The following is a 23,477-nucleotide window of genomic DNA, read 5'->3' as shown; positions in this document are numbered from 1 at the left end:
AATGACCCAATCCACCCGCACTGTTCTGCGCAATCAGCTTAATCAGGCTTTGGCCGCGATGAAGGATGCGTGGCGGGTGATGCGGCGGCGTGGGCCCAGCCAGATTCAGTTCTGGTTTATTGCGCTGGCCATCGGTATCGCGGCGGGTTTCATGGCGCTGGGGTTTCGCAAGGCAATCGCGGCGCTTCAGGCTTATGTCTATGACACCGAAGACATTCTGCTGCTGCACAGCCATGCCGAAAAACTGCCCTGGATCGTGATCCTGATCACACCAATCATCGGTGGCCTGATTGTGGGCGTAATTCTGAACAAATTCACTGATGACGGGCGTGTGCGCTCGGTCGCGGATGTGATCGAGGGGGCCGCCGTCACCGACGGTCGGGTGGAAACCAAAGCCGGGATCGCATCCTTCTTCGCCTCGCTGGTCACTCTCAGTACGGGCGGGTCCACAGGCCGCGAAGGGCCAGTGGTTCATATGGCAGGGGTGATTTCGACCTGGGTCAGCAACCGCATCCATGCTGACGGCATCACCGGGCGTGACTTGCTGGGCTGTGCTGTGGCGGCTGCCGTTTCGGCCAGTTTCAACGCCCCCATCGCGGGCGCGTTGTTCGCGCTTGAGGTGGTGCTGCGCCATTTCGCCGTGCACGCTTTTGCGCCCATCGTCATCGCCTCGGTCGCGGGCACGGTGATCAACCGGCTGGCATATGGTGACGTTACCGAATTTGCACTGGAAACGCCGGGCTCGCTGCAATTCTATGTGGAATTGCCCGCCTTTCTGATCTTGGGTCTGATCTGCGGTCTGGTATCTTTGTTGCTGATGCGCTCGATCTTCTTTGCCGAGGATATTGGCAGCCATATCCAAAACCGTCTGTCCTTGCCGGGCTGGCTGCGCCCGGCTGTTTCGGGGGCGATGCTGGGTCTGATGGCGATCTGGTTTCCGCATATCATCGGCGTCGGGTATGAGACGACGATCCGCGCCCTGACCGGTGATCTGGTGCTGACGACCGCGATCCTGTTTGCCGTGATCAAAACAGTGGCCGTGGCCATTACCATGGGCGGGCGCATGGGGGGCGGTGTCTTTTCGCCCTCGCTGATGATCGGAGCGCTGACCGGGCTGGCCTTTGGCCTGATCGCCACCGGTCTGCTGCCGGATGTGTCGGGCACTCACACGCTTTACGCCTTCGCCGGAATGGGGGCCGTGGCCGCCGCCGTTCTGGGCGCTCCGATTTCGACCACACTGATCGTGTTCGAGCTGACCGGAGACTGGCAGATCGGGCTGGCGGTGATGGTTTCGGTTTCGATGTCCACGGCGTTGGCCTCACGCCTCGTAGACCGCTCGTTCTTCCTGACCCAGCTAGAGCGTCGCAACGTGCATCTTGCTGCGGGGCCGCAGGCCTATCTGCTGGCCATGCTACGGGCGGGGGCGGTGATGCGGCCCATCGGCGATGCGCGGTCAATCACAAAAGCCGAAGCGCAGGAGTTGATCGAACAGGGACTATGCGTTCAGGCCAGCGCCACGCTTGAAGCGGCGATGCCCTATTTTGACCGTGACGATATCCCCTGTATTCCGGTCGTGGTGATTGACAAAGACGGCTGTGAAAACCCGGTCGGCGCGCTGTATCATATCGACGCCCTTAAGGCATATAACCGCGCACTGGCGGCCACTGCCGCCGAGGAGCATTCCTAACCCGGATATACCGTGGCGGCATCGCCCAGATAATTATCCCACGCGAACCAGTATGAGATATGCCCGGCCACACGCGGCAGCTGCGTGCCATCTGGTCCAATCAGCGCCTCTTCGGTCAGGGTCCATTTCTGACCTGCCTGATCAACCAGCCCCCCTTCTGACGCGGTGAACTTGTGGGATGCCCGCTCATACGCCCGCACCGCGCGCTTGTTCGGATTGCCGATCAGAACCAAAGGCCGGTTGGCAATCGCGTCGTTGATCACGCGCGTATTGCCGAACGCCTTCAACGGCCAGGCCCGCGCAGCGCCAAATTGGCGAATGGCAAAGACGTATTCCTTTTGCTTATGCGCGGATTGATCAACCAGCGCCGGGAACATCAATTCGGGCGAGGCGAAGTATTCGCGGTAAACCACACCCGACCCATAATTCCGCCGATGCCCTGTTTTCAGCGACAGAGCCTTTGATTTCGGATGTGACGCCTTCCAGCTTTTCCAGGTGGTGATGACCACCGGACGCTGATTTAACGCGATCCCGCTGTTGACCAGGGGGCCAACAACCGGCTTGCCAGTATACTGGTTCCACAGTGAATGCGTCTCGCGGTCGAACATCAGCTTGTTGGAGCGATACAGGAATCCGGACGAGCCAAAGATCAGCGGTTTCCGCCGCCCCGCAACTTGCGTTTCAAACAGGATGCCCGACCCGCACAACGTGCAATAGGCCAGCGCCACCGGCACCCCGCCGATCACATCATTGAACATCTCGTGCCAACCCATGATCCGCAGCGGATAGGCGCGCTCGTCCCCGTTGATCGAAACGCCGAACACCAGATCATCGTCCTTGAGGTAGCTGGCGCGCGCCGCCGGGATCAGGGTCGGATCGTCCAGCGACGGGATGCCATCCTTTCGCACGCCGCCCCATGTGATCTCTTCCAGCCGGATTTTCATCTTGTCCCGCTGCAGGTATTCGGGGCGCAGAAAGTCGTCAAAGTTGCTGTCGATTCCCAGCAGAACCTCGCGCTTGAACGGGATCAGCGACGGGTGCGGAACCAGTTGCGGGTTCTTTTCCTGCCACAGCATCCAGTCGAACCAATCGGTGCCAAGGTTGTTCTGCCCGGTCAGTGTGCGCATGACCTGCGCGATCTCATCGCTGCGCCGCCGACCATAGCGCATTCCGGTCAGCAGGGCGGGCACCACGTCCGGTTTGCCGCGTTGCACCAGAAAGGCCATGCCCTGTTCGAATTCCGCATTGCTACCGTACAGGGTGGACCTGACGGCCTGTAGCACCTGATCCTGCTGCGCCCAAAGCGCACCGGGCAAACCGGCTGCGGCGGCCCCCAACATTCCAGCAAAACTGCGGCGCGTGATCGACATGGCATCCTCCGGTGGTGTCCATGTCGATATTGCACCGCTTATGGCTCACATGCATGCAACAGAGACGTGAGCAGGGTGTGAGTATCGAGACCAAAGCCGTCTTGGCGATTGGCGGTCGTTATATCTGCTCTACCTTCACCGACTCTGCCGGATAGAAGGCGACATAGCCCTTGATCTCGGCCATGGCCGGGAGCGGATCCTCATAGCTCCACGCGGCGTTTTCAGTGACCGAGGATTTGTTGACGATCGAGAAATGCGTGGCATCCCCCTTGTGCGGGCAATGGGTGACCTTGTCGGTGACGTCCAGAAACGCCATCGCAATATCCGCGCGGGGGAAATAGATTACAGGGGCCAGATCACCTTCCAGCAGTTCCAGCGCACCGGTGCTTTCGCCCAGAATCGCGCCGCCCGAACGAACGCTCCATTTGCCGGGTGCTTTGCGAATCGTGATCTCAACCATCTTTTTTCCCTCGTCCTCTTCTGGGCCTCTCGTCTGACCGGACATTGTAACAGTCCGGTATCAGATCGGCGCGGTTGCGGCATCCAACCACAGTTGCGCCTGATCGCCCAGCCTTGGGCGGATTTTTTCCGCAACGTCTCGGTGATAAGCGTTCAACCAATCACGTTCCGCCGTCGCCAGCATGTCGACCACGACCAGCCTGCGGTCGATGGGCACATAGGTCAGCGTCCGCCAGTTCAGCATCGCGCGTTCGGCGTCGCCGCCGGGTGGGGTGGGGGCGTCTTGCACAACCACCAGATTCTCGATCCGGATGCCAAAGGCCCCTTCGCGATAGTATCCAGGCTCATTCGACAGGATCATGCCAGGCTGCAAAGGCACATGGCTGACTTTGGACAAGCGTTGCGGACCTTCATGAACGCTTAGATACGCGCCAACGCCGTGGCCGACACCATGGTTGAAATCCTGCCCCGCAGCCCAAAGCGGTGCGCGTGCGATACATTCGATATCGCGCCCGGCCAGCCCAGCGGGCCAGCGCAGCATCGACAAGTTGATCATGCCCTTCAGAACCCGCGTAAAACAGGCTTTTTCCTCGTCGCCGACCTCTCCGATCGCGATGGTGCGGGTGATGTCGGTGGTGCCGTCCAGATATTGCCCGCCGCTGTCCAGCACCAGAATGTGCCCGTTCTCCAGTCGGCTGTCGGTTTCGTCGGTCACGCGGTAATGCATGATTGCACCGTTTGGCCCGGTGCCTGCAATGGTATCGAATGAGATATCCTGCAAGGCATTGTCCTTGCGCCGGTTCTCCTCCAACTGCGAGACCACCTGCGTTTCGGTCAAACTGCCGGGGGCTTGCGCGTCCAGCCAGCACAATGTCTCGATCACGGCCACTGCGTCACGCAGATGCGCCTCGGCGCTGCCAGCAATCTCGGCCGGGTTCTTGCAGGCTTTGGGCAGGGCGCAGGGATCGCCGCCATCCACCATCCGGTCCTGCAGTACATCCGCCACCACCTGCGGCAAGGATCCCGGGTCTACCTGAACTTTGCCATCCAGCCTTGCGACCGCTTCCAGAAACCCCTCGGGCGGATGGACCCGAACCGGTTCACCCAAAGGCGCAGTCAGCTTTTCGGCGGCCATGAACAGATCCACCATCCCGTCGGAATGCAGAATGGCAAAGCCATGCGCCACCGGGTTGTACCCGATGTCCGAGCCGCGAATGTTCAGCAGCCACATGATCGAATCCGGTAATGTGATCACTGCCGCCGCACAGCCTGCCTCGTGCACGGTGTCGGCCAGACGGGCAATCTTGCTGTCGGCCGTTTCCCCGGCGAAGGCAATCGGATGCGCCCTGACCGGATTCATCGGAGGGTCCGGCTGATCCGGCCACACCCAGTCCACCAGATTGTCACAGCGCACCAATTCGATCCCGCTGCCAGCCAGTTCCTTTTGCGTGCTGGCAATCTGACCCGCCGCGTGCAGCCAGGGGTCAAAGCCCACTTTTCCGCCCTCGGGCAGATGCTCTTTCAGCCAAGTGCTCAGGCTGACTTCGGGCCAGGGAACGGGCGTGAATTCGGCCGCGACCTGCGCCTTGACCTGTGTCCGATATCGCCCGTCGATAAACACGCCCGCAACATCCCTAAGCGCGGCGCAAAACCCGGCGGACCCGGTGAAGCCGGTCAGCCAGGCCAACCGTTCATCCCTTGGGGCCACATATTCACCCTGATGTGCATCCGCGCGCGGGATCAGAAACCCGTCCAACCCTTCGTCTTCCATGACGCTCCGCAACGCGGCCAACCTTGGAGGTCCCTGTTCAGGACGCGCAGTTACTTTGAAAGACTGAAACATCTCATACCTCTTGCACGCGGGGTTTGCCCCATACCTTTTTGGAAAATACTCCTGCCAGAGGCAAGACCAGCTTCAGCTGACCTTCTTCATCCCCATCACACGTGCCCGCGCGCGTGGATCGCTGTCAAACAACGCGGCAAGCTGTTCGGTCATTGCGCCCGCCAGCTGCTCGACATCCGTGATGGTTACCGCGCGGTCATAGTATCGGGTCACGTCATGACCGATCCCAATGGCTAGCAATTCAACAATCTTACGCTTTTCGACCATCGCAATCACATCGCGCAGGTGTTTTTCCAGATAATTCGCGGGGTTAACGCTGAGTGTTGAATCATCCACCGGCGCACCATCGGAAATCACCATCAGAATCTTGCGCTGCTCGCGCCGTGCCAGCATCCGCCGATGCGCCCATTCCAACGCCTCGCCGTCGATGTTTTCTTTCAGCAGGCCCTCTTTCATCATCAGCCCCAGATTGGGCCGCGCCCGTCGCCACGGCGCATCAGCGCCTTTATAGACGATATGGCGCAGATCGTTCAGACGCCCAGGTTGCTGCGGGCGGCCATCGTTCAGCCACGCCTCACGCGCCAGACCGCCTTTCCACGCCCGGGTGGTAAAACCCAGAATCTCGACCTTCACATTGCAGCGCTCCAGCGTCCGCGCCAGAACATCGGCGCAAATGGCCGCAATGGAAATCGGACGCCCACGCATCGAGCCCGAATTGTCCAAAAGCAGCGTCACCACGGTGTCGCGGAATTCGGTATCCTTCTCGACCTTAAAGCTCAGCGGTGTGGTCGGGTTCGCCACCACGCGCGCCAGACGGCCCGCATCCAGAATGCCTTCCTCAAGGTCGAACTCCCAACTGCGGTTCTGCTGCGCCTGCAACCGGCGCTGCAACTTGTTGGCCAAGCGGCTGACCGCGCCCTTAAGCGGTTCAAGCTGCTGATCCAGATAGGCGCGCAGGCGTTCCAGCTCGGCGGGTTCCGCCAAATCTTCGGCGGCGATCTCTTCGTCGTGGGTGTTCAGATAAACCTTGTAATCAGGATCGGCCTCGGATGCGGCGGGCGGGGCAGGCGGCTCCATCGGGGCCTCGCCCTCGGGCATCTCGGCCTCATCACCCATCTCGTCCTCAGCCATCTCATCCATCGAGACCTGGGCCTGAGATTGGTCCTGCTGTTCTTCCTGTGTCTGTTCAGGGGTCGCATCCGCGTCCTGTTCGTCCTGATCATCCTGTCCGGTGCTGTCAGGATCGGGCTGTTCCTCGGCGTCTTCCTCGGCCTGATCTTCCTGTTCGTCGTCCAGCTCATCGGGGTCGTCGCCCAGCTGGTCGCCGTATCCCAAATCCTTGATCATCTGCCGCGCGAACTTGGCGAATTCGGCCTGATCCGAGAGCACCTCGTCGAGGTTTTCCAGTACGCTGCCGGCCTGCTCTTCGATGAATCCGCGCCACAGGTTCATGATATTGTCAGCCGCAGGCGGCAAATCCCGGCCTGTCGCCAGATGCCGGATCAGATAACCGGCGGCCACGGACAAAGGCGCATCCGCTGGCTGCTTGCACTGGTCATAGCCGCGCCGCAATGCTTCATGCCCGATCTTGACGTCGATATTCGACGCCGTTCCGGGCATGTCGCGGGCGCCCATCGCCTCACAGCGGGCAACTTCCATCGCCTCATACAGATCGCGTGCCATATCGCCCGGCGGCGCATAACGTGAATGGGTCGCTTCGTCATGATATCTGCGCTGCAGCGCCAAAGCATCCGCCGTGCCACGAGCCAACAGAACCTCTTCGCGCGTCATACGGCGACTGACCTGAGGCAGCCGCATCGACTCGCCCGTCATACCCGACGGATCAACCGTATAGCTGACGTTCAGCTCAGGATCGTCGGCCATAACCTTGGTGGCCTCGGCCAAAGCCTTCTTGAACGGATCAGCAGGATTGTCGTTTTTCTGTGCCATATCCCTCAGAACCTTTTTCGAAGCGAACAGCGCCGTTTTTACAGACTAACCGGATTTGCCTTCATCTGGCCTAAAATATCCCCGCCGGAGGCATTGCGCCCTGTCAGGGCGCAATTACTGTAACGGTTTACCCCAAACTCACGCTTGCGGCGCTTTCGGGCAGTTCCTCATCAAAGCAGCGCTGATAGAACTCGGCAACAGTCTGGCGCTCCAGCTCGTCACATTTGTTCAGGAAAGACAGGCGGAAGGCATAGCCGACGTCGCGGAAAATCTCGACGTTTTGCGCCCAGTTGATCACCGTTCGCGGGCTCATCACCGTGGACAGGTCGCCATTCATGAAGGCGGTTCGGGTCAGGTCGGCAACGGTGACCATCTGGCTGACGGTCTTGCGGCCTTCGGCTGTGTTGTAATGCGGCGCTTTCGACAGGACGATCATCGTCTCGGCATCGTGGCTCAGGTAATTCAGGGTCGAGACCAGCGACCACCGATCCATCTGCGCCTGGTTGATCTGCTGCGTGCCATGATACAGGCCGGTGGTATCGCCCAGACCCACGGTGTTGGCGGTGGCGAACAGGCGGAAGTTTGGGTTTGGCGTGATGATCTCGTTCTGGTCCAGCAAGGTCAACTTGCCGTCATGTTCCAGCACGCGCTGGATCACAAACATCACATCGGCGCGGCCTGCGTCGTATTCATCGAACACGATGGCAACGGGGTTGCGCAGGGCCCAGGGCAGGATGCCCTCGTGAAACTCGGTGACCTGCTTACCGTCGCGCAGCTTGATCGCGTCTTTGCCGATCAGGTCGATCCGGCTGATGTGGCTATCCAGGTTTACACGCACGGCGGGCCAGTTCAGGCGGGCGGCAACCTGTTCGATGTGGGTCGATTTGCCGGTGCCGTGATAGCCTTGGATCATTACGCGGCGATTGTGGGTAAAGCCCGCCAGAATTGCCAGCGTTGTTTCGGGATCGAACTTGTAGGTCGGGTCAATGGCAGGCACACGGTCGCTGCGCTCGGCAAAACCTTTGACCGCCATGTCGCTGTCAATGCCAAACACCTCCCGGATCGAGATCTCTTCGGTGGGTTTTGCGTTGATATCGATCAATCCGTCAGCCATGTGCCCTGTCCTTATCCTTTGCCCCGTTCGCCGGGTATGAACCCGTGTGTGGTGCAACATATTGCGGGCAAGGGCAAGGGAAAGCCGCGCGGGTTAAAAGGTGACAGGAAGTTTCTTTGAAACTGGCCTTATGAAAATGGAAGGGATGGCCGACTGACGGCCGCTGTGCTTTGGAGCACTTCGAGTTAATCTAATGGTACCAAAGCGGTACCATGGCCGTGTTGGCAGCCGGGGGCAGCAGAATGATCGCGGATTTCGACACATGCAAACCTCAAAAACCTACGGTTTGCAGCGGCCGTCAATCAGGTGGACAAACTTGGGGTGATGGCAAGCTGACGCGTCATGCCTGGCGCTTGCGGCTGAGCAGACCATATTTGACGGCCCAGGACCGAAAGGAACGTCTTTTACGCCGATCCTGTTTCAGCGCCTGTTTTGATTGCGCGCCGCCTTTGCGGTTGAATTCGAACACATCGATAACCCGTTCGGCGCAGCCACATGCTTCGCCCATGCCAACCTTGGCAAAATAGAACTTTTCGAAACTTTCGGGGTTTTGCATGGTGGTCCTCCTGCGCACATTGAACTTCGCAGGACGACAGATGCCAAATCAATTCTTGTCAGATCAGGCCGAGTTCACAATTCTTTTACAGCGGCTGACGCCAGATCGCTGATACGCGAAAACATCTTACCCGTGATACAGCCCCGCTGACCTTTGTTCAAAGGGCAGGCTGGCGTCCCGGCAGCGTGGCAATCCACTGCCGGGAGCAAACAAAATCTCGTCTGATGAAACAGCCAACCCTATTTGAAACTGCGGCTGTCCTTGATCTGATCCCAGGCCCAGACGACCTCTTGCAGCTGTTCTTCCTGGCTGCGGTCGCCGCCGTTCATGTCCGGGTGCAAAACTTTGATCAGCTTCTTGTAAGCCTTGCGTATCTCGGCCTTGGACCAGCTGTCCTGCGCCTCCAGGATCTCGACGGCGCGGCGTTCGGTGGGCGGCAGGCGGCGGCCGCCTGAATTGGCGCGGCCCGGGTTCTTGGTCGCGTTCTCGCCCAGAACCTGATGCGGGTCTTCGATGCCAAGTCGGGCCCAGGCACGGGCCTCGGGGTCGCCCATGGGTTTGGTCTCGCGCTCCCACACTTTGTCCTTGGATCGCTGCGCGTTCAGTTCGGCCTCGGTGGTGCCGTCGAAGAAATTCCAGGTGTTGTTGTATTCACGAACATGCTGCTGACAGAACCAGAAAAAGTCATCCAGCACATCGGGGGCCTTGGGTGCGCGGAACTTGCCCGCCTCTTCGCACCCCTCGTGATCACAGATCCGGGTCGATGTCTCGGAAGCGCCCGACATCCCCCGTCGTCCGCGCGGGTTTTTCTTCTTGGCATTGGATACGGACATATCGAATCCAAAGGGGTCTGATTTCGTCATGCTGTGATCCTTACGAACGCATCTTTTCGACTCGGAGGCAGCAGTTTAGTCTAAGCAGCCAAAAGTAGAAGAGGGGGGGCGGCAAATAATTTGCCGCTGAGCGAAAAAATGAACGTGACCGATGAAATCCATGCCTGTCTGCAGGCCGCCTTTGATCCGCGTGAACTTGAGGTGGTCGACGACAGCGAAAGCCACCGTGGCCACGCAGGCTTTCAAGAGGGGGGCGAGAGCCATTTTAACGTCCGCATCCGCGCTGTTGCGTTTCAGGGCCAGTCCCGCGTTGCCCGCCACCGCGCGGTCCACAAGGCGCTGGGCGACATCGTGCCGCGCATTCACGCGCTGGCGCTTGATATCGCAGAGTAAGGGCGCAGGTTCTGGCAGAGAAACTTAGCTGCCGGTCCCCTAAACACGTCGGGCATAAACGTTGTTCAGATATCTGCCGTCATTCAGGCGGAAATGAGTTTCGCCAACATGTTGGAAACCCTGCTTCAAATAGAACGCGATTGCCGGATCATTCTCGGCATTGGTGGCCAGCCAGACAGACGTGACGCCCCTGTCTCGGCACTGCTGAAGCGCTGCATTCAGCAGGCGTTTGCCGATCCCTTTCCCGTGATGGCGCGGTTGAACATAGAAGGTTGAGATTTCGGTGTCCGAACACCCGCGCACGGGCGCTTTGCTTGCTGACGACAACCGGATGAACCCATCTATCCCCTCATCGTTTTCCGAAACCAACATGAACTGCGCAGGATCGGATATCAGGCCCGCAATCTTGGCAGATGTAAACTCGCGCAGGGCATATTCAGCGAAAACAGCATTTACACCGCGTTTGAGATAGGTGCCGATCCATACCTCAATCGAAATCGCGGCAATGCTGGGGGCATCAGCCTCATCTGCTTGGCGCAATGTCATAGCGGGGTCAGGCCCATTGTTCGCAGGACTGGAAAATCGGCGTTGAAGGGATGTGCGGGCCTAAGACTTCTCGGGCTGATCACTATCGTCCTCTGCGCCTTTCAACGACAGTGGCGGCTCTTTGGCCTCTTCGGCAATTGGTTCAGGTGCTTTTACCGCTTCTGGCCCCGGTATGGGTTGCGCTTGTGCGGTGTTTTCAGCGGGTTTTTCGAAGCTTTGATCCACGGCAACCGCGTCGACTGAGCGGCGAAACACCAGCACATTGCGCCAGTTCGTGGTCGAACTTGTCAGGCCAGCGCGTTCCTCGCTGGGCAGAAGTTCGGCGCGCTGGTATTCCCAGCCGTCCGCACCCATCTGGTTCAACAATTGTTCAACTGTTGCGGCAAATCGGCCTTCGGCGGTTTTCACACCTTTGGCCTTGGTGCCTTTTTGCGGGGCGGGGACGACTTTGTATTCGTAGCGCTGCATCAAATCTTCCTGGTTGCCGGTTCCGGGCAATCTAACATGTTGTAGGTTTTGGGAAAGTGGTCATCGCGTATCGGTCAAATTCCGCTGCACCTGATGCGCGAACCCGGCGTGGGGTGGGCATGACGCAAAAGAAAAGCGGCAGAGTTTTGCGCAAACCCCGCCGCTACCATTCGATACCTCGAAAGGGTTACGAGCCCAGCTTTTTGCTGACCAGTTCGTTCACCGCCTTGGGGTTGGCCTTTCCGCCGGTGGCCTTCATCACCTGACCAACAAACCAACCAGCCAGTTTCGGGTTCACCTGCGCCTTTTCGACCTGCGCCGGGTTGGCGGCGATGATCTCGTCTAGCGCGGTCTCGATCGCGCCGGTGTCGGTCACCTGCTTCATGCCGCGGTCTTCGACGATCTGCGCCGGATCGCCGCCTTCGGTATAGACAATCTCGAACAGATCCTTGGCGATTTTGCCCGAGATGGCGTCCGAGGCGATCAGGTCGATGATCCCACCCAACTGCGCGGGCGAAACCGGCGAGTCGGTGATGCCGTGGTCTTCTTTCTTCAGGCGACCGAACAGTTCGTTGATGACCCAGTTCGCGGCCAGCTTGCCGTTGCGGCCCTGGGCGACCTCTTCGAAATAGGCGGCCGATTCCACCTCGGCGGTCAGAACCGAGGCATCGTAATCAGTCAGGCTAAACTCGGTGATAAACCGCGCCTTTTTGTCGTCCGGCAGTTCCGGCAGATTGGCGGCGATGTCATCTACCCACGCCTGTTCGATTTCCAACGGCAGCAGGTCGGGGTCGGGGAAATAGCGGTAATCATGTGCCTCTTCCTTGGACCGCATCGACCGCGTCTCACCTTTGTCCGGGTCATACAGGCGGGTTTCCTGATCGACCGTGCCACCACCTTCGACGATGGCGATCTGACGGCGGGCTTCGACCTCAATCGCTTGCTGGATAAAGCGCATCGAGTTCATGTTCTTGATCTCGCAGCGGGTGCCCAGATGCGAGAAATCCTGCGTTTCCTGATATTTCTCATAAGCGCCCGGCAAACAGATCGACACGTTCACGTCCGCCCGCAGGTTGCCGTTCTGCATGTTGCCATCGCAAGTGCCCAGATAACGCAGGATCTGGCGCATTTTGGCGATATAGGCGGCGGCCTCTTCGGGGCCACGAATGTCGGGGCGACTGACAATCTCCATCAGGCAGACGCCGGTCCGGTTCAGGTCGACAAAGGACATATGCGGGTCCATGTCGTGGATCGATTTGCCTGCGTCCTGCTCCATATGGATACGTTCGATCCGCACGATCCGCGCGGTGCCATCGCCCATTTCCACAAGCACTTCGCCTTCGCCCACGATGGGGTGGTACAGCTGGGAAATCTGATAGCCCTGTGGCAGGTCGGGGTAGAAATAGTTCTTGCGGTCAAACGCCGATTTCAGGTTGATGTCCGCCTTCAGGCCCAGCCCGGTGCGCACGGCCTGTTCCACGCAATATTCGTTGATGACCGGCAGCATACCGGGCATCGCCGCGTCCACAAACGCCACGTTCGAGTTCGGCTCGGCCCCGAATTGGGTCGACGCGCCCGAGAACAGCTTGGCATTGGATGAGACCTGCGCATGCACCTCCATCCCGATCACCAGTTCCCAATCGTGCTTGGCCCCGGCAATGGTTTTGGGTGTGGGCATTTCGTATGTCAGGTCGAGCATGGCGCGCCTCATTTCCGCAGAAGTCTAAACCTGCGTATTAGGCCCGGCGGGGCCTAGGGGCAAGGGGGAATCAGTGCGAGGACAGGCGCAAACCCGAGGGGGTGAACGTCACATCCTTGCCGCTGCCCAGCTCATCACGGAACAGATCACCGATCGCCCGCAAGGCGTGGCGGTGGCCTCGGGCCGCGAACCGCTCGGCCGAGTTGATGCGAACGCTGTTGTTGAACCCGTTGGCGGCATGGGCCCAGATCAGTGGGTGCAGTTCCGTCAGGTGATCGCGGATCAGCCAGTTGGCGGCCTCGTGAATCTGGACGCGCACCTGATCGGCCTGTTCGTTCTGTCCAGCGTGGCTTTGGATTGTGGTCGCGCAATAGGCCGACAGCATGTTGACCGTTTGCTGGTCCGGGCGGCGGTGCAGGATATCGCGCAAGCCTTCCAGGAAGTATTCAACATCCAGTCTGGCGCAGGCCTCTGGGTCCAGTGTGATGGCGTCGAACTGCACCCAGGTATAACCGCCAGCGCCCCATATGTCGTGAGTGCGGGCCGCCGTGCGCAGGGCCTGAACTTCAAGCTCTTCATAGCTGCCGAACCAGCGCGGCAACAGGTGGGTTCCCATCGCGCGCATATGCCGTTGATTGTGCGGGTCCAGCGTGATCAGGCGTTCGTATTCATCTGCCACGCGAAGGTTCGTTTTGCGCTGACCTGCCAACAGGGCACAGCCCGCTGCGGCAACCAAAGCGCTTTGTGGTGCAGCCGCACGGCAAATTGGCAGGATTGTTGCCGCCCGGTCGAAATGGGCCGCGCACCGGGACCGATGTAAGGGGGGCAGCGTTGCGTCTGTTGCCGTGCCGCGCCACGCCCAGGCCAGGTCAATATGCGCCAGAGCGACCACCAAAGCGATCATCGGTTCGTTGTCGTGTGCATGCATTTCGTCTTCAAGCTCGGAAATTCCACCCAGCAAATCATATTCGGACAACGCTTTGCCATCGGACAAGGCGTGCTCAACCGCCTGAACCACATCCGAGCGCGCGCCAAATGCCAGTAGATCCGCAATGGGGGTGCCGTCGGGCGAAGTTGCACGCGCGTCGTCTGCCTTGCGCAATTGTTGCGACAGCTCGGCCCATTTGTCTTGCCTTGCCAGGTATCGGCCATGCGCAATGGTTTCATGGTTAACCAAATCTTCGGCTCGTGCATCGGCAAGTGGGATATTCAGCGTCCCCTGATCCGGCAGCGCAGACGCACCCGAGGAGTCCACAGTGCGCATTTCGGGCGTTGAATGGAGTGACAAAGATGAGGGGTGGGCGGCATGTGCCCTGAAAAACCGAAACATGGTAAAACTCGGAACCGTTGAAACACTGGCAAACTAGCTTGGTACATTGGCTGGAATTCGTCTCAAATTCAAGGCTTATGCGTTGAACTGGATGTCAGGAGTGGTCAATTGGTAAATTTAGGCGATATTGTTTCAAAAAGCGGTGAAATGATGCCGCTCTACCCGCATACCGGCTTGCTGCAAAATAGGCTCGAATTCCATGTGCGGTGGGGCTGATTCATCAGGCAGCCGTATCCGCCTGCCCGACGCCAAAACCAGCGAAACACGCACTGAAAAATCCCAGCGGGTATCGAACCGGACGTGGTCGATATCGGAAAGGGCGATCTCGGCTGTGCGGTGCCCCGTGAACCAACTCAGCTTGTCTTGGTCCAGATGCAGCCCGGCCTGCGTGTCCCGCGCGATATCCCACAACGCGGGCAGTGTTGAAAGCGACAGCAAACCGGCCAGCCACCACGCCGCGTCAAACAGAACCACCAGGGCAATCAGCGCCGCGTAGACGCAGATCAGTATTGCAACAGCTCGTGGTGACCTGTTCTGGCGGGTGAAAGTGAACGGCGTCATGCGTCAAGAATGCGGGAAACCATCTCGGTCGTGTCGCGCGACAGGTTCGGTGTTTCGGCAATGCGGGTCAGTTGGGCGCGTATCAGATCCTGACGGTCGCTGTCATAGCGTTTCCATGTCTGAAAGGCCGTGCACATCCGTGCCGTGGTCTGCGGGTTGACCGGGTCCAGTTGGATCAGCCAGTCCGCCAGCAACGCATATCCGGCCCCATCCGCGCGATGGAACCCGGCGTGGTTCATGGCCAGCGCACCCATGACCGCGCGAAAGCGGTTCGGGTTTTTCCAGTTGAAGTCGGGATGCTGGGTCAGCCTATCCGCGATATCGACCGTGGCGTCGGGCGTGGCCATCGACACCTGCAAGCCGAACCACTTGTCCATCACCAGACGGTCGTGCTGCCACTGGTCATAAAATCCCGAAAGCTCTGCGTTGCCCTTGCCCGCGCGCAGCAGGCAGGACAGGGCGGTCAGCTGAAGGGTCATGTTGCCGGCAGCCTGATATTCTTCGGCCGCCTTTGCGCCGCCGTCCAGCCGCGATGTCAGGGCAAGGGCCGCGCCGCCAAGCGCACGTTTGCCCGCCTGATCGGCATCGGGGCTAAAGGCGGCGTCGATCACAGTTTCACTGTGCAGGCGCGGCAGCAGGTCCTGAACGTGCTGTGCCGTCGCTTGCCGCAGCGTTTCGACCGCTGTCCAGATAGCGATGGGGTCGGGTGCCTCTTGCTGATCAAACAACGTCGCGGCCAGTTCCGATTGGGTTGGAAGCCCCAGCATCAGCGCGCGGTAGGCAGGGTCCAGATCGCGATCGCGCAATACGGCCAGAATGCCGTCCATATAATTGGCGCCCGGTGCCGCATCTTCGCGGATCATGCGCAGCAATGTGTCCTGCGCCAGTGACCGCCCCGCCTGCCAGCGGTTGAACGGATCGGTGTCATGCGCCAACAGAAGGGCGCGTTCGGCGTTCGAGTGGTCATGTTCCAGAATGACCGGTGCCGAGAAATCGCGCAGGATCGAGGCCAAGGGCTTGGCCGCCAGCCCAGTGAACTCAAAGCTTTGCCGGGCTTCGGTCAGTTCCAGAACCTCGGTCGCGCGCACCTCATCCCCGTTGGCGCCAAGCAATCCCACGGCCACCGGGATCACCTGCGGCAGCTTTTCAGACTGGCCCGGCGTCGGTTCCGTGTGTTGAGACAGAGTCAGGATATAGGTGCCATCTTTCCAATCCTCGGTCACATCAACGCGGGGCGTGCCGGACTGGCTGTACCAGCGCTTGAATTGGCTCAGATCGCGGCCGGTGGTTTCTTCGAATACCTTGATCCAGTCCTCGATTGTGCAGGCCTGTCCGTCGTGCCGGTCGAAATAAAGGTCCAGCGCCGTGGCATAGGCGTCATCACCGACCAACCGTTTCAGCATACCGATGACCTCGGCACCTTTCTCATAAACGGTTGCGGTGTAGAAGTTGTTGATTTCCTGAAAGCTTTCGGGCCGAACCGGATGGGACAGCGGCCCGTTATCCTCGGGGAATTGCCGTGCACGCAACTCGATAGCGTCGTGAATGCGTTTCACCGGGGCCGAGCGCATGTCGGATGTGAACTGCGCGTCGCGAAAGACAGTCAGGCCCTCTTTCAAACATAGCTGAAACCAGTCCCGGCAGGTGATCCGGTTGCCGGTCCAGTTGTGGAAATACTCATGCGCGATAATCGCCTCGATCCGTTCGAAATTGGCATCGGTCGAGGTTTCGGGGCTGGCCAGAACAGCCGAGGAGTTGAAGATGTTCAGCCCCTTGTTCTCCATCGCGCCCATGTTGAAATCATCCACGGCCACGATGTTGAACACGTCCAGATCGTATTCTCGGCCATAGACTTCCTCATCCCATTTCATCGACTTTTTCAGCGCCTCCATGCCAAAGGCGCATTTGCCCTCGTCGCCGGGGCGGACCCAGAGGTTCAGTTCGACATCACGGCCTGACATGGTGGTGAACTGGCCGGGATGGGCGATCAGGTCGCCCGCAACCAGCGCGAACAGATAGGCGGGTTTGGGCCAGGGATCTGACCATTCGGCCCAGCCATCGCCCTTGCCCGACGGGTTGCCGTTGGACAGCAGCACCGGCAAGTCGCCGTTGATGCGGACGGTAAAGGTTGACATCACGTCGGGGCGGTCGGGGTAATAGGTGATCTTGCGGAACCCTTCGGCCTCACACTGGGTGCAATACATGCCGTTCGACATATACAGCCCCTCAAGCGCCGTGTTGTTGGCCGGGTCGATCTCAACTACAGCCTCCCATATGAAAGGCGCGTCAGGAACATCAACCGTCAGGCCCTTGTCGGTGATTTCGGGCGTGACCTCGGCCCCATCGACGATTGCGCGGATCAGGGTCAGTTCCTCGCCGTGCAGGAAAAACGTGCGGTCGGTGGCGGCCGGGTTCGGGCGAAATGCGATGCGAGATGTGACGCGGGTTGCGTGGGCGGCCAGATCAAACGTCAGGTGCACACTGTCCACCAGATAGCCAAAGGGCGTGTAATCTTTCAGGTAGATCGTCGTGGGGGCGGCGTCACGCATCGGGGGCCTCGCATCGGTTCATGTCAGGCGCGACGTTATGGGTTGCGGCGATGGGCTGCAAGCGGTGCAACCTGTGTCTGCGCCGACCCGATCCAAAATTTTGGTAAAATTTTTTTACCGTGATACGGCGGGGCAAGTTGCCTATCGGAAACAATCGTCCTAAATGCAGACGGCATACAATGGCGCACATTCGCGGGAGATAGAAATCATGAACAGCAGACAGACGCACAACGGGCTTCAGGTCGACACGGTTCTGGCCAGCTTTATCGAAAGCCAGGCACTGCCGGGAACTGGGGTTGCGGCCGACGCGTTCTGGAACGGTCTGTCGCGGATGGTGTCCGAATTGGGCCCCAAAAACCAAGCGCTGCTGGCAAAGCGGGAAAAGATACAGGGCCAGATAGACGCCTGGCATCTGGATCGCAAAGGGCAGGCGCATGACGCCACTTCCTATCAGGACTTCCTGCGCGAGATCGGCTATCTGGTCGAGGAAGGCGATGCCTTCCAGATCGAAACCGCAGATGTCGACCCCGAGATTGCCTTGACCCCCGGTCCGCAACTGGTCGTGCCAATCACCAACGCGCGCTTTGCCCTGAACGCAGCCAACGCGCGCTGGGGCAGCCTTTATGATGCGCTTTACGGTACTGACGCGATGGGCGATTTACCAGCGGGTGGAGGCTATGACGCAGAGCGCGGTGCACGCGTGATTGCCTGGGCCAAGTATCATCTGGGCTTCTTTTGCACGCCAGCAATTGATGATTGGACAAGTGTCGTTGGCATTGCTGTTGAAGATGGAAACCTCGTTGCAACACTGGATGACGGTGAAAGAGCGTACATGTATGGATCGCAAATGCACGGAACGGGCCGCTTTGTGGGTTACAAAGGTGACCCGGCTTCACCAACTTCTGTCTTCTTAGAAAAGAATGGCCTTCATGCTGAAATTGTGATCGACAGATCGACACCCATCGGCGCGTCCGATCCGGCGGGTATTGCTGACGTGCATCTGGAATCCGCCCTGTCCACGATCATGGACTGCGAGGATTCGGTGGCCTGTGTCGATGCCGCCGACAAAGTGGTGGCCTATGGTAACTGGTTGGGCCTGATGAAGGGTGATCTGACCGAAGAGGTCACAAAGGGTGGCGAAACTTTCACCAGAAAACTGGCCGGGGATGTGGAATACACCACCGCTGATGGCAAACAGGCCACGCTAAAGGGCCGCTCGCTGATGTTGGTGCGCAATGTGGGCCATCTGATGACCAATCCAGCCGTTCTGGATGCCGAGGGCGATGAGATCGGCGAGGGGCTGATGGATGCGCTGTGTACAACGATGATCGCGATGCATGACATGCAGCGTGATGGCGGCAACTCGGTCACCGGATCGGTCTATGTGGTCAAGCCCAAGATGCACGGGCCGGAAGAGGTCGCGTTTTCGGTCGAAATCTTTGACATGGTCGAAGATATCCTTGGCCTGCCGCGCAATACCGTCAAACTGGGGATCATGGATGAGGAACGCCGCACCTCGGCCAACCTCAAGGAATGTATTCGCGCCGCGAAATCGCGCGTGGCCTTTATCAACACCGGCTTTCTGGACCGCACAGGGGATGAGATCCACACCTCGATCGAGGCGGGTCCGATGCTGCCCAAGGGCGACATCAAGAACACGCCGTGGATTGCGTCTTATGAGGATCGCAACGTTGATGTCGGTCTGGCTTGCGGCCTGAAGGGCAAGGCGCAGATCGGCAAAGGCATGTGGGCGATGCCTGATCGGATGGGTGATATGCTGGACGCCAAGATCGGCCATCCGCAATCCGGCGCGACCTGTGCATGGGTGCCGTCGCCAACAGCCGCGACCCTGCACGCGACGCATTACCACAAGGTCGACGTGCTGGCCCGTCAGGATGAACTGGCGGCTGCTGGTGCCCGTGGCACGCTGGATGATTTGTTGACCATCCCTTTGTTGGGTGGGCGCAACCTTAGCGATGGTGAAATCACGCGTGAGATCGAAAACAACGCGCAAGGCATTCTGGGCTATGTGGTGCGTTGGATCGATCACGGTGTTGGCTGTTCCAAGGTGCCCGACCTGAATGATATCGGTCTGATGGAGGACCGTGCGACATGCCGGATCTCCTCGCAGGCGTTGGCCAACTGGCTGCACCATAGTGTCGTTACCGAAGAACAGGTCATGGCCGCGATGCAAAAGATGGCCGCTGTGGTGGACCGCCAGAACCAGAGCGACGCGGCGTATCGCCCGATGGCGCCCGGTTTTGACGGGATTGCCTTTCAGGCGGCCTGTGATCTGGTATTCAAGGGTCGCGTGCAGCCATCGGGTTACACTGAGCCGGTATTGCACGCGCGTCGTCTGGAGCTTAAGGCAAGCCTTCTGAACTAAAAGGCTGTGCCTGCTTGGATCAAACCGGACCTTTTTTGAACGTTAGGACACGACATGGCAATTTCTCTTCGCAAGGCCCGCACGGTCATCCGCAAAACCCTTGAAAAAGGGCACGAGTTGGAGCTGAAGCCTCTTTCCGTCGTGGTGCTGGACGCGGGTGGCCACGTGATCGCCTTTGAACGCGAGGATGGCGCGGCACCGGGCCGGTTTGCGATCGCGCATGGCAAGGCTTATGGCTCGGTCATGTTGGGGATGGCCGGCACCGCGCAAATGCAGCGGGCTGAGGCGCAGGCTTATTTCATGGCGGCCGTAAACGGTGTTTACGGCGGGCAGGTTGTGCCCGTGCCGGGGGGTGTTCTGCTGCGGGATCGAAAGGGTGAAATTGTCGGTGCCGTCGGTGTGACAGGCGATACCTCGGACAATGACGCCGCCGCCGCTTTGGCCGGTATCGAAGCCGCCGGGCTGACCGGCGAGGTTTGATCGCAAGCTCTTGCAGAGAGCCTGCGTGGCTCTCTGCCCCCCAACGATGACAGTGCTGGGGTAGTTGGTGACATGTGCAGGGTTGAACAAGAGCTTGCGCTGACATGCAGGTCTTGTGCTGTTGCGCGCGGCTGACACTGTCGATAGCCTTCCTGATAGATTAGGGAATTATTCAGGAACGCAGAATGTCTCGACCTATCGTCGGTATCATCGGCAATTCGTACTTAATGAACGATCAATATCCGACCCATGCCGGTGGGACGATGAATTCGGATGCGATCGCCAATGTCTCGGGCTGTCTGCCGCTGCTGATCCCTGCCGATCCACGCTATGTCACGGTCGAAGAGTTGTTGAAGACCTGCGACGGCTTCCTGTTGACGGGTGGCCGCCCCAACGTGCACCCCGAGGAATACGGCGAGCCTGCCACCGAAGCCCATGGCGAATTCGACCGCGCCCGCGACGCGATCACCCTGCCGCTGGTGCGGGCCTGTGTTGATCGTGGGCAGCCATTCTTTGGCATCTGCCGCGGATTTCAAGAGGTCAACGTTGCGATGGGCGGGACATTGTACCCTGAAATCCGTGACTTGCCGGGGCGACTGAACCACCGGATGCCGCCTGATGGCACGCTTGAGGAAAAATTCGCCCTGCGCCATGTGGTGAAATTGTCCGAAAACGGTGTGTTCCACCGGCTGATGGGCGCGACCGAGGTGATGACGAATACGTTGCACGGGCAGGGGCTCAAGACCGTTGGGCAAAGGATTGTCATTGATGGCCATGCCCCGGATGGAACCCCCGAAGCGATCTATGTTCAGGATGCCCCCGGGTTTACCCTGTCGGTGCAATGGCACCCGGAATGGGATGCTGTGAACGATCCCGTTTCGCGCCCTTTGTTTGAGGCGTTCGGTAGGGCGGTGCAGGCCTGGGCCGCGGGCTCGGACGCCCGGCTGATCCAGCAATCCGCTTGAAACGCGCACCGACCCGGCACCGAAGGACCGGGTCCGCGCGTGGCGATCAGATCAGCAAATCAAACTGATTGATCAGCGGCAAGCTGCGGGCGCGCTGCCCGGTCAGATCGAACAGCGCATTGCCCAGTGCCGGCATCGAAGGGGGCGTGCCGGGTTCGCCAGCGCCGCCCATATGGCGGTTGGTTTCCAGCACGCGGACCTCAACCTGCGGGGCGGTGTGCATGCGGATTGCGTCATAGTCGGGAAAGTTGAATTGCTCGACCGCGCCCTCGGCAAAGGTAATCTCGCCGAAACAAGCCGCCGACAGGCCGTACATCATGCCTCCGAACATTTGCGCCTTGACGTTTTCCGGGTCCAGCGCCAGCCCCATGTCGCAGGCGATCCACGCCTTGTTGATGCGGATGGTGCCGTCTTCGTCGACCACTTCGATCACCTGCGCGACCGGGGTGCCGAAACTGTAGGTGAACGCCACGCCACGTCCCACGCCATCCGGCGTCTGGCCAGTCCAGCCTGACATGTCACGCACGGCTTCAAGGCAACCGGCCGAGGGGGCGTGTTCGCTTTTCATCAACTCCAGCCGGAATTCCAGCGGGTCGCGGCCTGCGGCATGGGCCATCTCATCCATGAAGGTTTCGTGGAAGAACCCGTTGTAGCTGTTGCCGACCGAGCGCCAGAACCCCACGGGCACCTTCAAATCGGCGATGTGGCCGCTCATGCGGTAATTCGGCACCGCATAGGGTTGATTGAAAAAGCCTTCGACCAAAACCTTGTCCGGCCCGCCGCCGGGCAGCCCGGTGTACCGCCCGACCACCTGATGGACACTGGATTGCGCGGCAACCTTGCCGTCGATCAGAACCGCCTTGCCATCTTTGACCGCGCCCCGCATCCGGGCGATCGCGCCAGGGCGGTAATAATCGTGACGCATATCTTCTTCGCGGCTCCAGGTTGTTTGAACCGGCGTGCCCGGCAGCGCCATGGCAACCTTGGTGGCAATCTCACCGAAATCCAGTTCGCCGCGCCGACCGAACCCGCCACCCAGATAGGTGGTGTGAACCTCAACCGCATCCGTATCCAGATTGGCGATACCGGCCACATGGCGCCGGATCAGCGTCGGGGCCTGATTGCCGCACCACAGATCCAGTGTCTTGCCGGTGAACAACGCGGTGGCGTTCATCGGCTCCATCGTGGCGTGGGCCAGATAGGGCACCTGATACTCGGCCGTGACCTCGGCTGCACCGTCGGGTGTGACGCTGACGTCGCCATCATCACGCATGGTCGAGTTCGGGGCGTCGTCAAAGGCCTTGGCGATCTTGGCAAAGATCGCATCGGTCTCGGGCGGATAGGGGGCGTCGCCCCAATCGACGTCAATCGCTTCGACCGCTTGATTGGCCAGCCAGGTGTTGTTGGCAACAACCGCGACCCCGTTGCCCAGATCGACGATTTTTTCGACCCCCGGCATGGATTTTGCGGCGCTGTCGTCAAAACCGTTCATCACCCCGCCCAACTTGGGGTTTATGCGAGCCGAGGCGAATTTCATGCCGGGCAGGCGGACATCGACACCGAATTCCGCTGTACCTGTCACTTTTTCAGCCATATCCAGCCGTGGCTGTGTCTGACCCAAATAGCGCCATTGCGATGGGTCGCGCAGGGGTATGTCGACCGGTTCAAGCCCGGCGGCATCCACCGCCAGATCCGTGTAAGCGATCCTGTCGCCATTGGGGGCGATGACATACCCCGAAGCGGTCTTCAGTTCCGCAGGATCAGCGCCCAGACGGCTGGCCGCCGCGCGCTTGAGTGTCTCACGCGCCGAGGCACCGGCCTGACGCATCCGTTCAAACCCATCTTTCATCGAGGTCGAACCGCCAGTGACCTGAAGGCCCAGCGTTCTGCCAAGCACACCCAGGGTTTCGCCCAGATTGTGCTGGAAATCCGAAACGTCATAACCCTTGTTGGGCAGGCCCTCGCCGATCAAGGCCGAGTTGTAATAGGCCGCAGCCGCCGGGCCGTGCAGAACGGTGATCTGATCCAGATCCACATCCAGTTCTTCGGCAATCAGCGCTGCCCAGGTTGTTTTGACCCCCTGTCCCATCTCGGCGCGGGGGGCGAAAAGCGTTACGCCGTTCTGGTCAATCAGAACAAACGGGCTGAGCGCCGCTTGCCCTTTGCCGGGTTTCAACGGGTTCGCGGCGGGACGGCTGACGTAATAGGCACCGAACGCCACACCCCCGACAATCGCGGCCGAGCCGATCAGAAACGTACGGCGAAGGATTTTACCAACAGAAGCCATC

19 protein-coding genes are annotated in these 23,477 nt (G+C 59.7%); 5 read left to right on the top strand and 14 right to left on the bottom strand.

Annotated features, from left to right (window positions below):
* Nucleotide 1: 1 nt before the first annotated feature.
* Nucleotides 2-1,687 carry a chloride channel protein gene (locus JT51_RS03770; RefSeq protein WP_037307991.1) on the top strand — a complete coding sequence of 562 codons (1,686 nt, stop codon included), beginning with the start codon at nucleotides 2-4 and terminating at the stop codon, nucleotides 1,685-1,687.
* Here JT51_RS03770 and JT51_RS03765 read toward each other — a convergent pair.
* The 7 genes from JT51_RS03765 to JT51_RS03735 all read right to left on the bottom strand — a co-directional run bounded on the left by JT51_RS03765 (nucleotide 1,684) and on the right by JT51_RS03735 (nucleotide 9,842).
* A complete protein-coding gene (locus tag JT51_RS03765; RefSeq protein ID WP_037307989.1) occupies nucleotides 1,684-3,057 on the bottom strand; it encodes a DUF3179 domain-containing protein in 1,374 nt (457 codons plus the stop codon). The two genes, JT51_RS03770 and JT51_RS03765, sit on opposite strands and share 4 nt — an antisense overlap.
* 118 nt (nucleotides 3,058-3,175) lie before the next feature.
* Nucleotides 3,176-3,517, bottom strand: a complete 342-nt coding sequence (locus JT51_RS03760; RefSeq protein WP_037309434.1) for a DUF427 domain-containing protein — start codon at nucleotides 3,515-3,517, stop codon at nucleotides 3,176-3,178.
* A 60-nt stretch (nucleotides 3,518-3,577) separates the two neighbouring features.
* The gene (locus JT51_RS03755) at nucleotides 3,578-5,359 is read right to left on the bottom strand and encodes an aminopeptidase P family protein (RefSeq protein ID WP_037307986.1); all 1,782 of its coding nucleotides are present in this window, start codon (nucleotides 5,357-5,359) and stop codon (nucleotides 3,578-3,580) included.
* Nucleotides 5,360-5,431: 72 nt separating this feature from the next.
* The gene (gene cobT, locus JT51_RS03750) at nucleotides 5,432-7,309 is read right to left on the bottom strand and encodes a cobaltochelatase subunit CobT (protein WP_037307983.1); all 1,878 of its coding nucleotides are present in this window, start codon (nucleotides 7,307-7,309) and stop codon (nucleotides 5,432-5,434) included.
* Nucleotides 7,310-7,436: 127 nt separating this feature from the next.
* On the bottom strand, nucleotides 7,437-8,423 hold the full coding sequence (gene cobS / locus JT51_RS03745; protein ID WP_037307980.1) for a cobaltochelatase subunit CobS: 987 nt from the start codon (nucleotides 8,421-8,423) through the stop codon (nucleotides 7,437-7,439).
* Between the two features lie 340 nt (nucleotides 8,424-8,763).
* Complete coding sequence (locus JT51_RS03740; protein ID WP_037307977.1) at nucleotides 8,764-8,979, bottom strand: hypothetical protein; 216 nt, start codon at nucleotides 8,977-8,979, stop codon at nucleotides 8,764-8,766.
* A gap of 239 nt (nucleotides 8,980-9,218) precedes the next feature.
* Entirely contained in the window at nucleotides 9,219-9,842 is a 624-nt protein-coding gene (locus JT51_RS03735; protein WP_037307973.1) for a DnaJ domain-containing protein, read from the bottom strand.
* A 108-nt stretch (nucleotides 9,843-9,950) separates the two neighbouring features.
* On the opposite strand from JT51_RS03735, the gene JT51_RS03730 reads away from it, so the two are divergent.
* Nucleotides 9,951-10,205 (top strand): BolA family protein, encoded by a 255-nt coding sequence (locus JT51_RS03730; protein ID WP_037307970.1) that lies wholly within the window; start codon nucleotides 9,951-9,953, stop codon nucleotides 10,203-10,205.
* 39 nt (nucleotides 10,206-10,244) lie between these two features.
* Here the strand turns inward: JT51_RS03730 and JT51_RS03725 are convergent, their stop codons facing one another.
* The 6 genes from JT51_RS03725 to pepN all read right to left on the bottom strand — a co-directional run bounded on the left by JT51_RS03725 (nucleotide 10,245) and on the right by pepN (nucleotide 17,358).
* The gene (locus tag JT51_RS03725; protein WP_037307967.1) at nucleotides 10,245-10,751 is read right to left on the bottom strand and encodes a GNAT family N-acetyltransferase; all 507 of its coding nucleotides are present in this window, start codon (nucleotides 10,749-10,751) and stop codon (nucleotides 10,245-10,247) included.
* 60 nt (nucleotides 10,752-10,811) lie between these two features.
* Nucleotides 10,812-11,219 carry a DUF4177 domain-containing protein gene (locus JT51_RS03720; protein WP_037309432.1) on the bottom strand — a complete coding sequence of 136 codons (408 nt, stop codon included), beginning with the start codon at nucleotides 11,217-11,219 and terminating at the stop codon, nucleotides 10,812-10,814.
* Between the two features lie 187 nt (nucleotides 11,220-11,406).
* Nucleotides 11,407-12,918 (bottom strand): Asp-tRNA(Asn)/Glu-tRNA(Gln) amidotransferase subunit GatB, encoded by a 1,512-nt coding sequence (gatB, locus tag JT51_RS03715; RefSeq protein WP_037307964.1) that lies wholly within the window; start codon nucleotides 12,916-12,918, stop codon nucleotides 11,407-11,409.
* Between the two features lie 70 nt (nucleotides 12,919-12,988).
* On the bottom strand, nucleotides 12,989-14,182 hold the full coding sequence (locus tag JT51_RS03710; RefSeq protein ID WP_152563288.1) for a hypothetical protein: 1,194 nt from the start codon (nucleotides 14,180-14,182) through the stop codon (nucleotides 12,989-12,991).
* 198 nt (nucleotides 14,183-14,380) lie between these two features.
* Nucleotides 14,381-14,809, bottom strand: a complete 429-nt coding sequence (locus tag JT51_RS03705) for a hypothetical protein (RefSeq protein ID WP_037307958.1) — start codon at nucleotides 14,807-14,809, stop codon at nucleotides 14,381-14,383.
* Nucleotides 14,806-17,358: an aminopeptidase N gene (gene pepN / locus JT51_RS03700; RefSeq protein WP_037307955.1), complete on the bottom strand. Its 2,553-nt coding sequence runs from the start codon at nucleotides 17,356-17,358 to the stop codon at nucleotides 14,806-14,808. The genes JT51_RS03705 and pepN overlap by 4 nt, the downstream gene beginning before the upstream one ends.
* Before the next feature lie 208 nt (nucleotides 17,359-17,566).
* Between pepN and JT51_RS03695 the strand changes: the two genes are divergently transcribed.
* The 3 genes from JT51_RS03695 (at nucleotide 17,567) to JT51_RS03685 (ending at nucleotide 21,189) form a co-directional block, all read left to right on the top strand.
* Complete coding sequence (locus tag JT51_RS03695) at nucleotides 17,567-19,744, top strand: malate synthase G (protein WP_037309429.1); 2,178 nt, start codon at nucleotides 17,567-17,569, stop codon at nucleotides 19,742-19,744.
* A gap of 54 nt (nucleotides 19,745-19,798) precedes the next feature.
* Nucleotides 19,799-20,224, top strand: a complete 426-nt coding sequence (locus tag JT51_RS03690; protein WP_037307953.1) for a GlcG/HbpS family heme-binding protein — start codon at nucleotides 19,799-19,801, stop codon at nucleotides 20,222-20,224.
* Nucleotides 20,225-20,409: 185 nt separating this feature from the next.
* Nucleotides 20,410-21,189, top strand: coding sequence for a gamma-glutamyl-gamma-aminobutyrate hydrolase family protein (locus JT51_RS03685; RefSeq protein WP_037307950.1), 780 nt, complete (start codon nucleotides 20,410-20,412; stop codon nucleotides 21,187-21,189).
* Nucleotides 21,190-21,235: 46 nt separating this feature from the next.
* On the opposite strand, the gene JT51_RS03680 is transcribed toward JT51_RS03685, so the two are convergent.
* The gene (locus JT51_RS03680) at nucleotides 21,236-23,476 is read right to left on the bottom strand and encodes a xanthine dehydrogenase family protein molybdopterin-binding subunit (protein WP_037307947.1); all 2,241 of its coding nucleotides are present in this window, start codon (nucleotides 23,474-23,476) and stop codon (nucleotides 21,236-21,238) included.
* Between the last annotated feature and the right edge of the window lies 1 nt (nucleotide 23,477).

It is taken from the genome of Ruegeria halocynthiae (genome assembly GCF_000743705.1).
GTDB lineage: Bacteria > Pseudomonadota > Alphaproteobacteria > Rhodobacterales > Rhodobacteraceae > Ruegeria > Ruegeria halocynthiae_B.
Note: the sequence above shows the minus strand (reverse complement) of the source record. Positions and strands in the feature narration are given on the sequence as shown.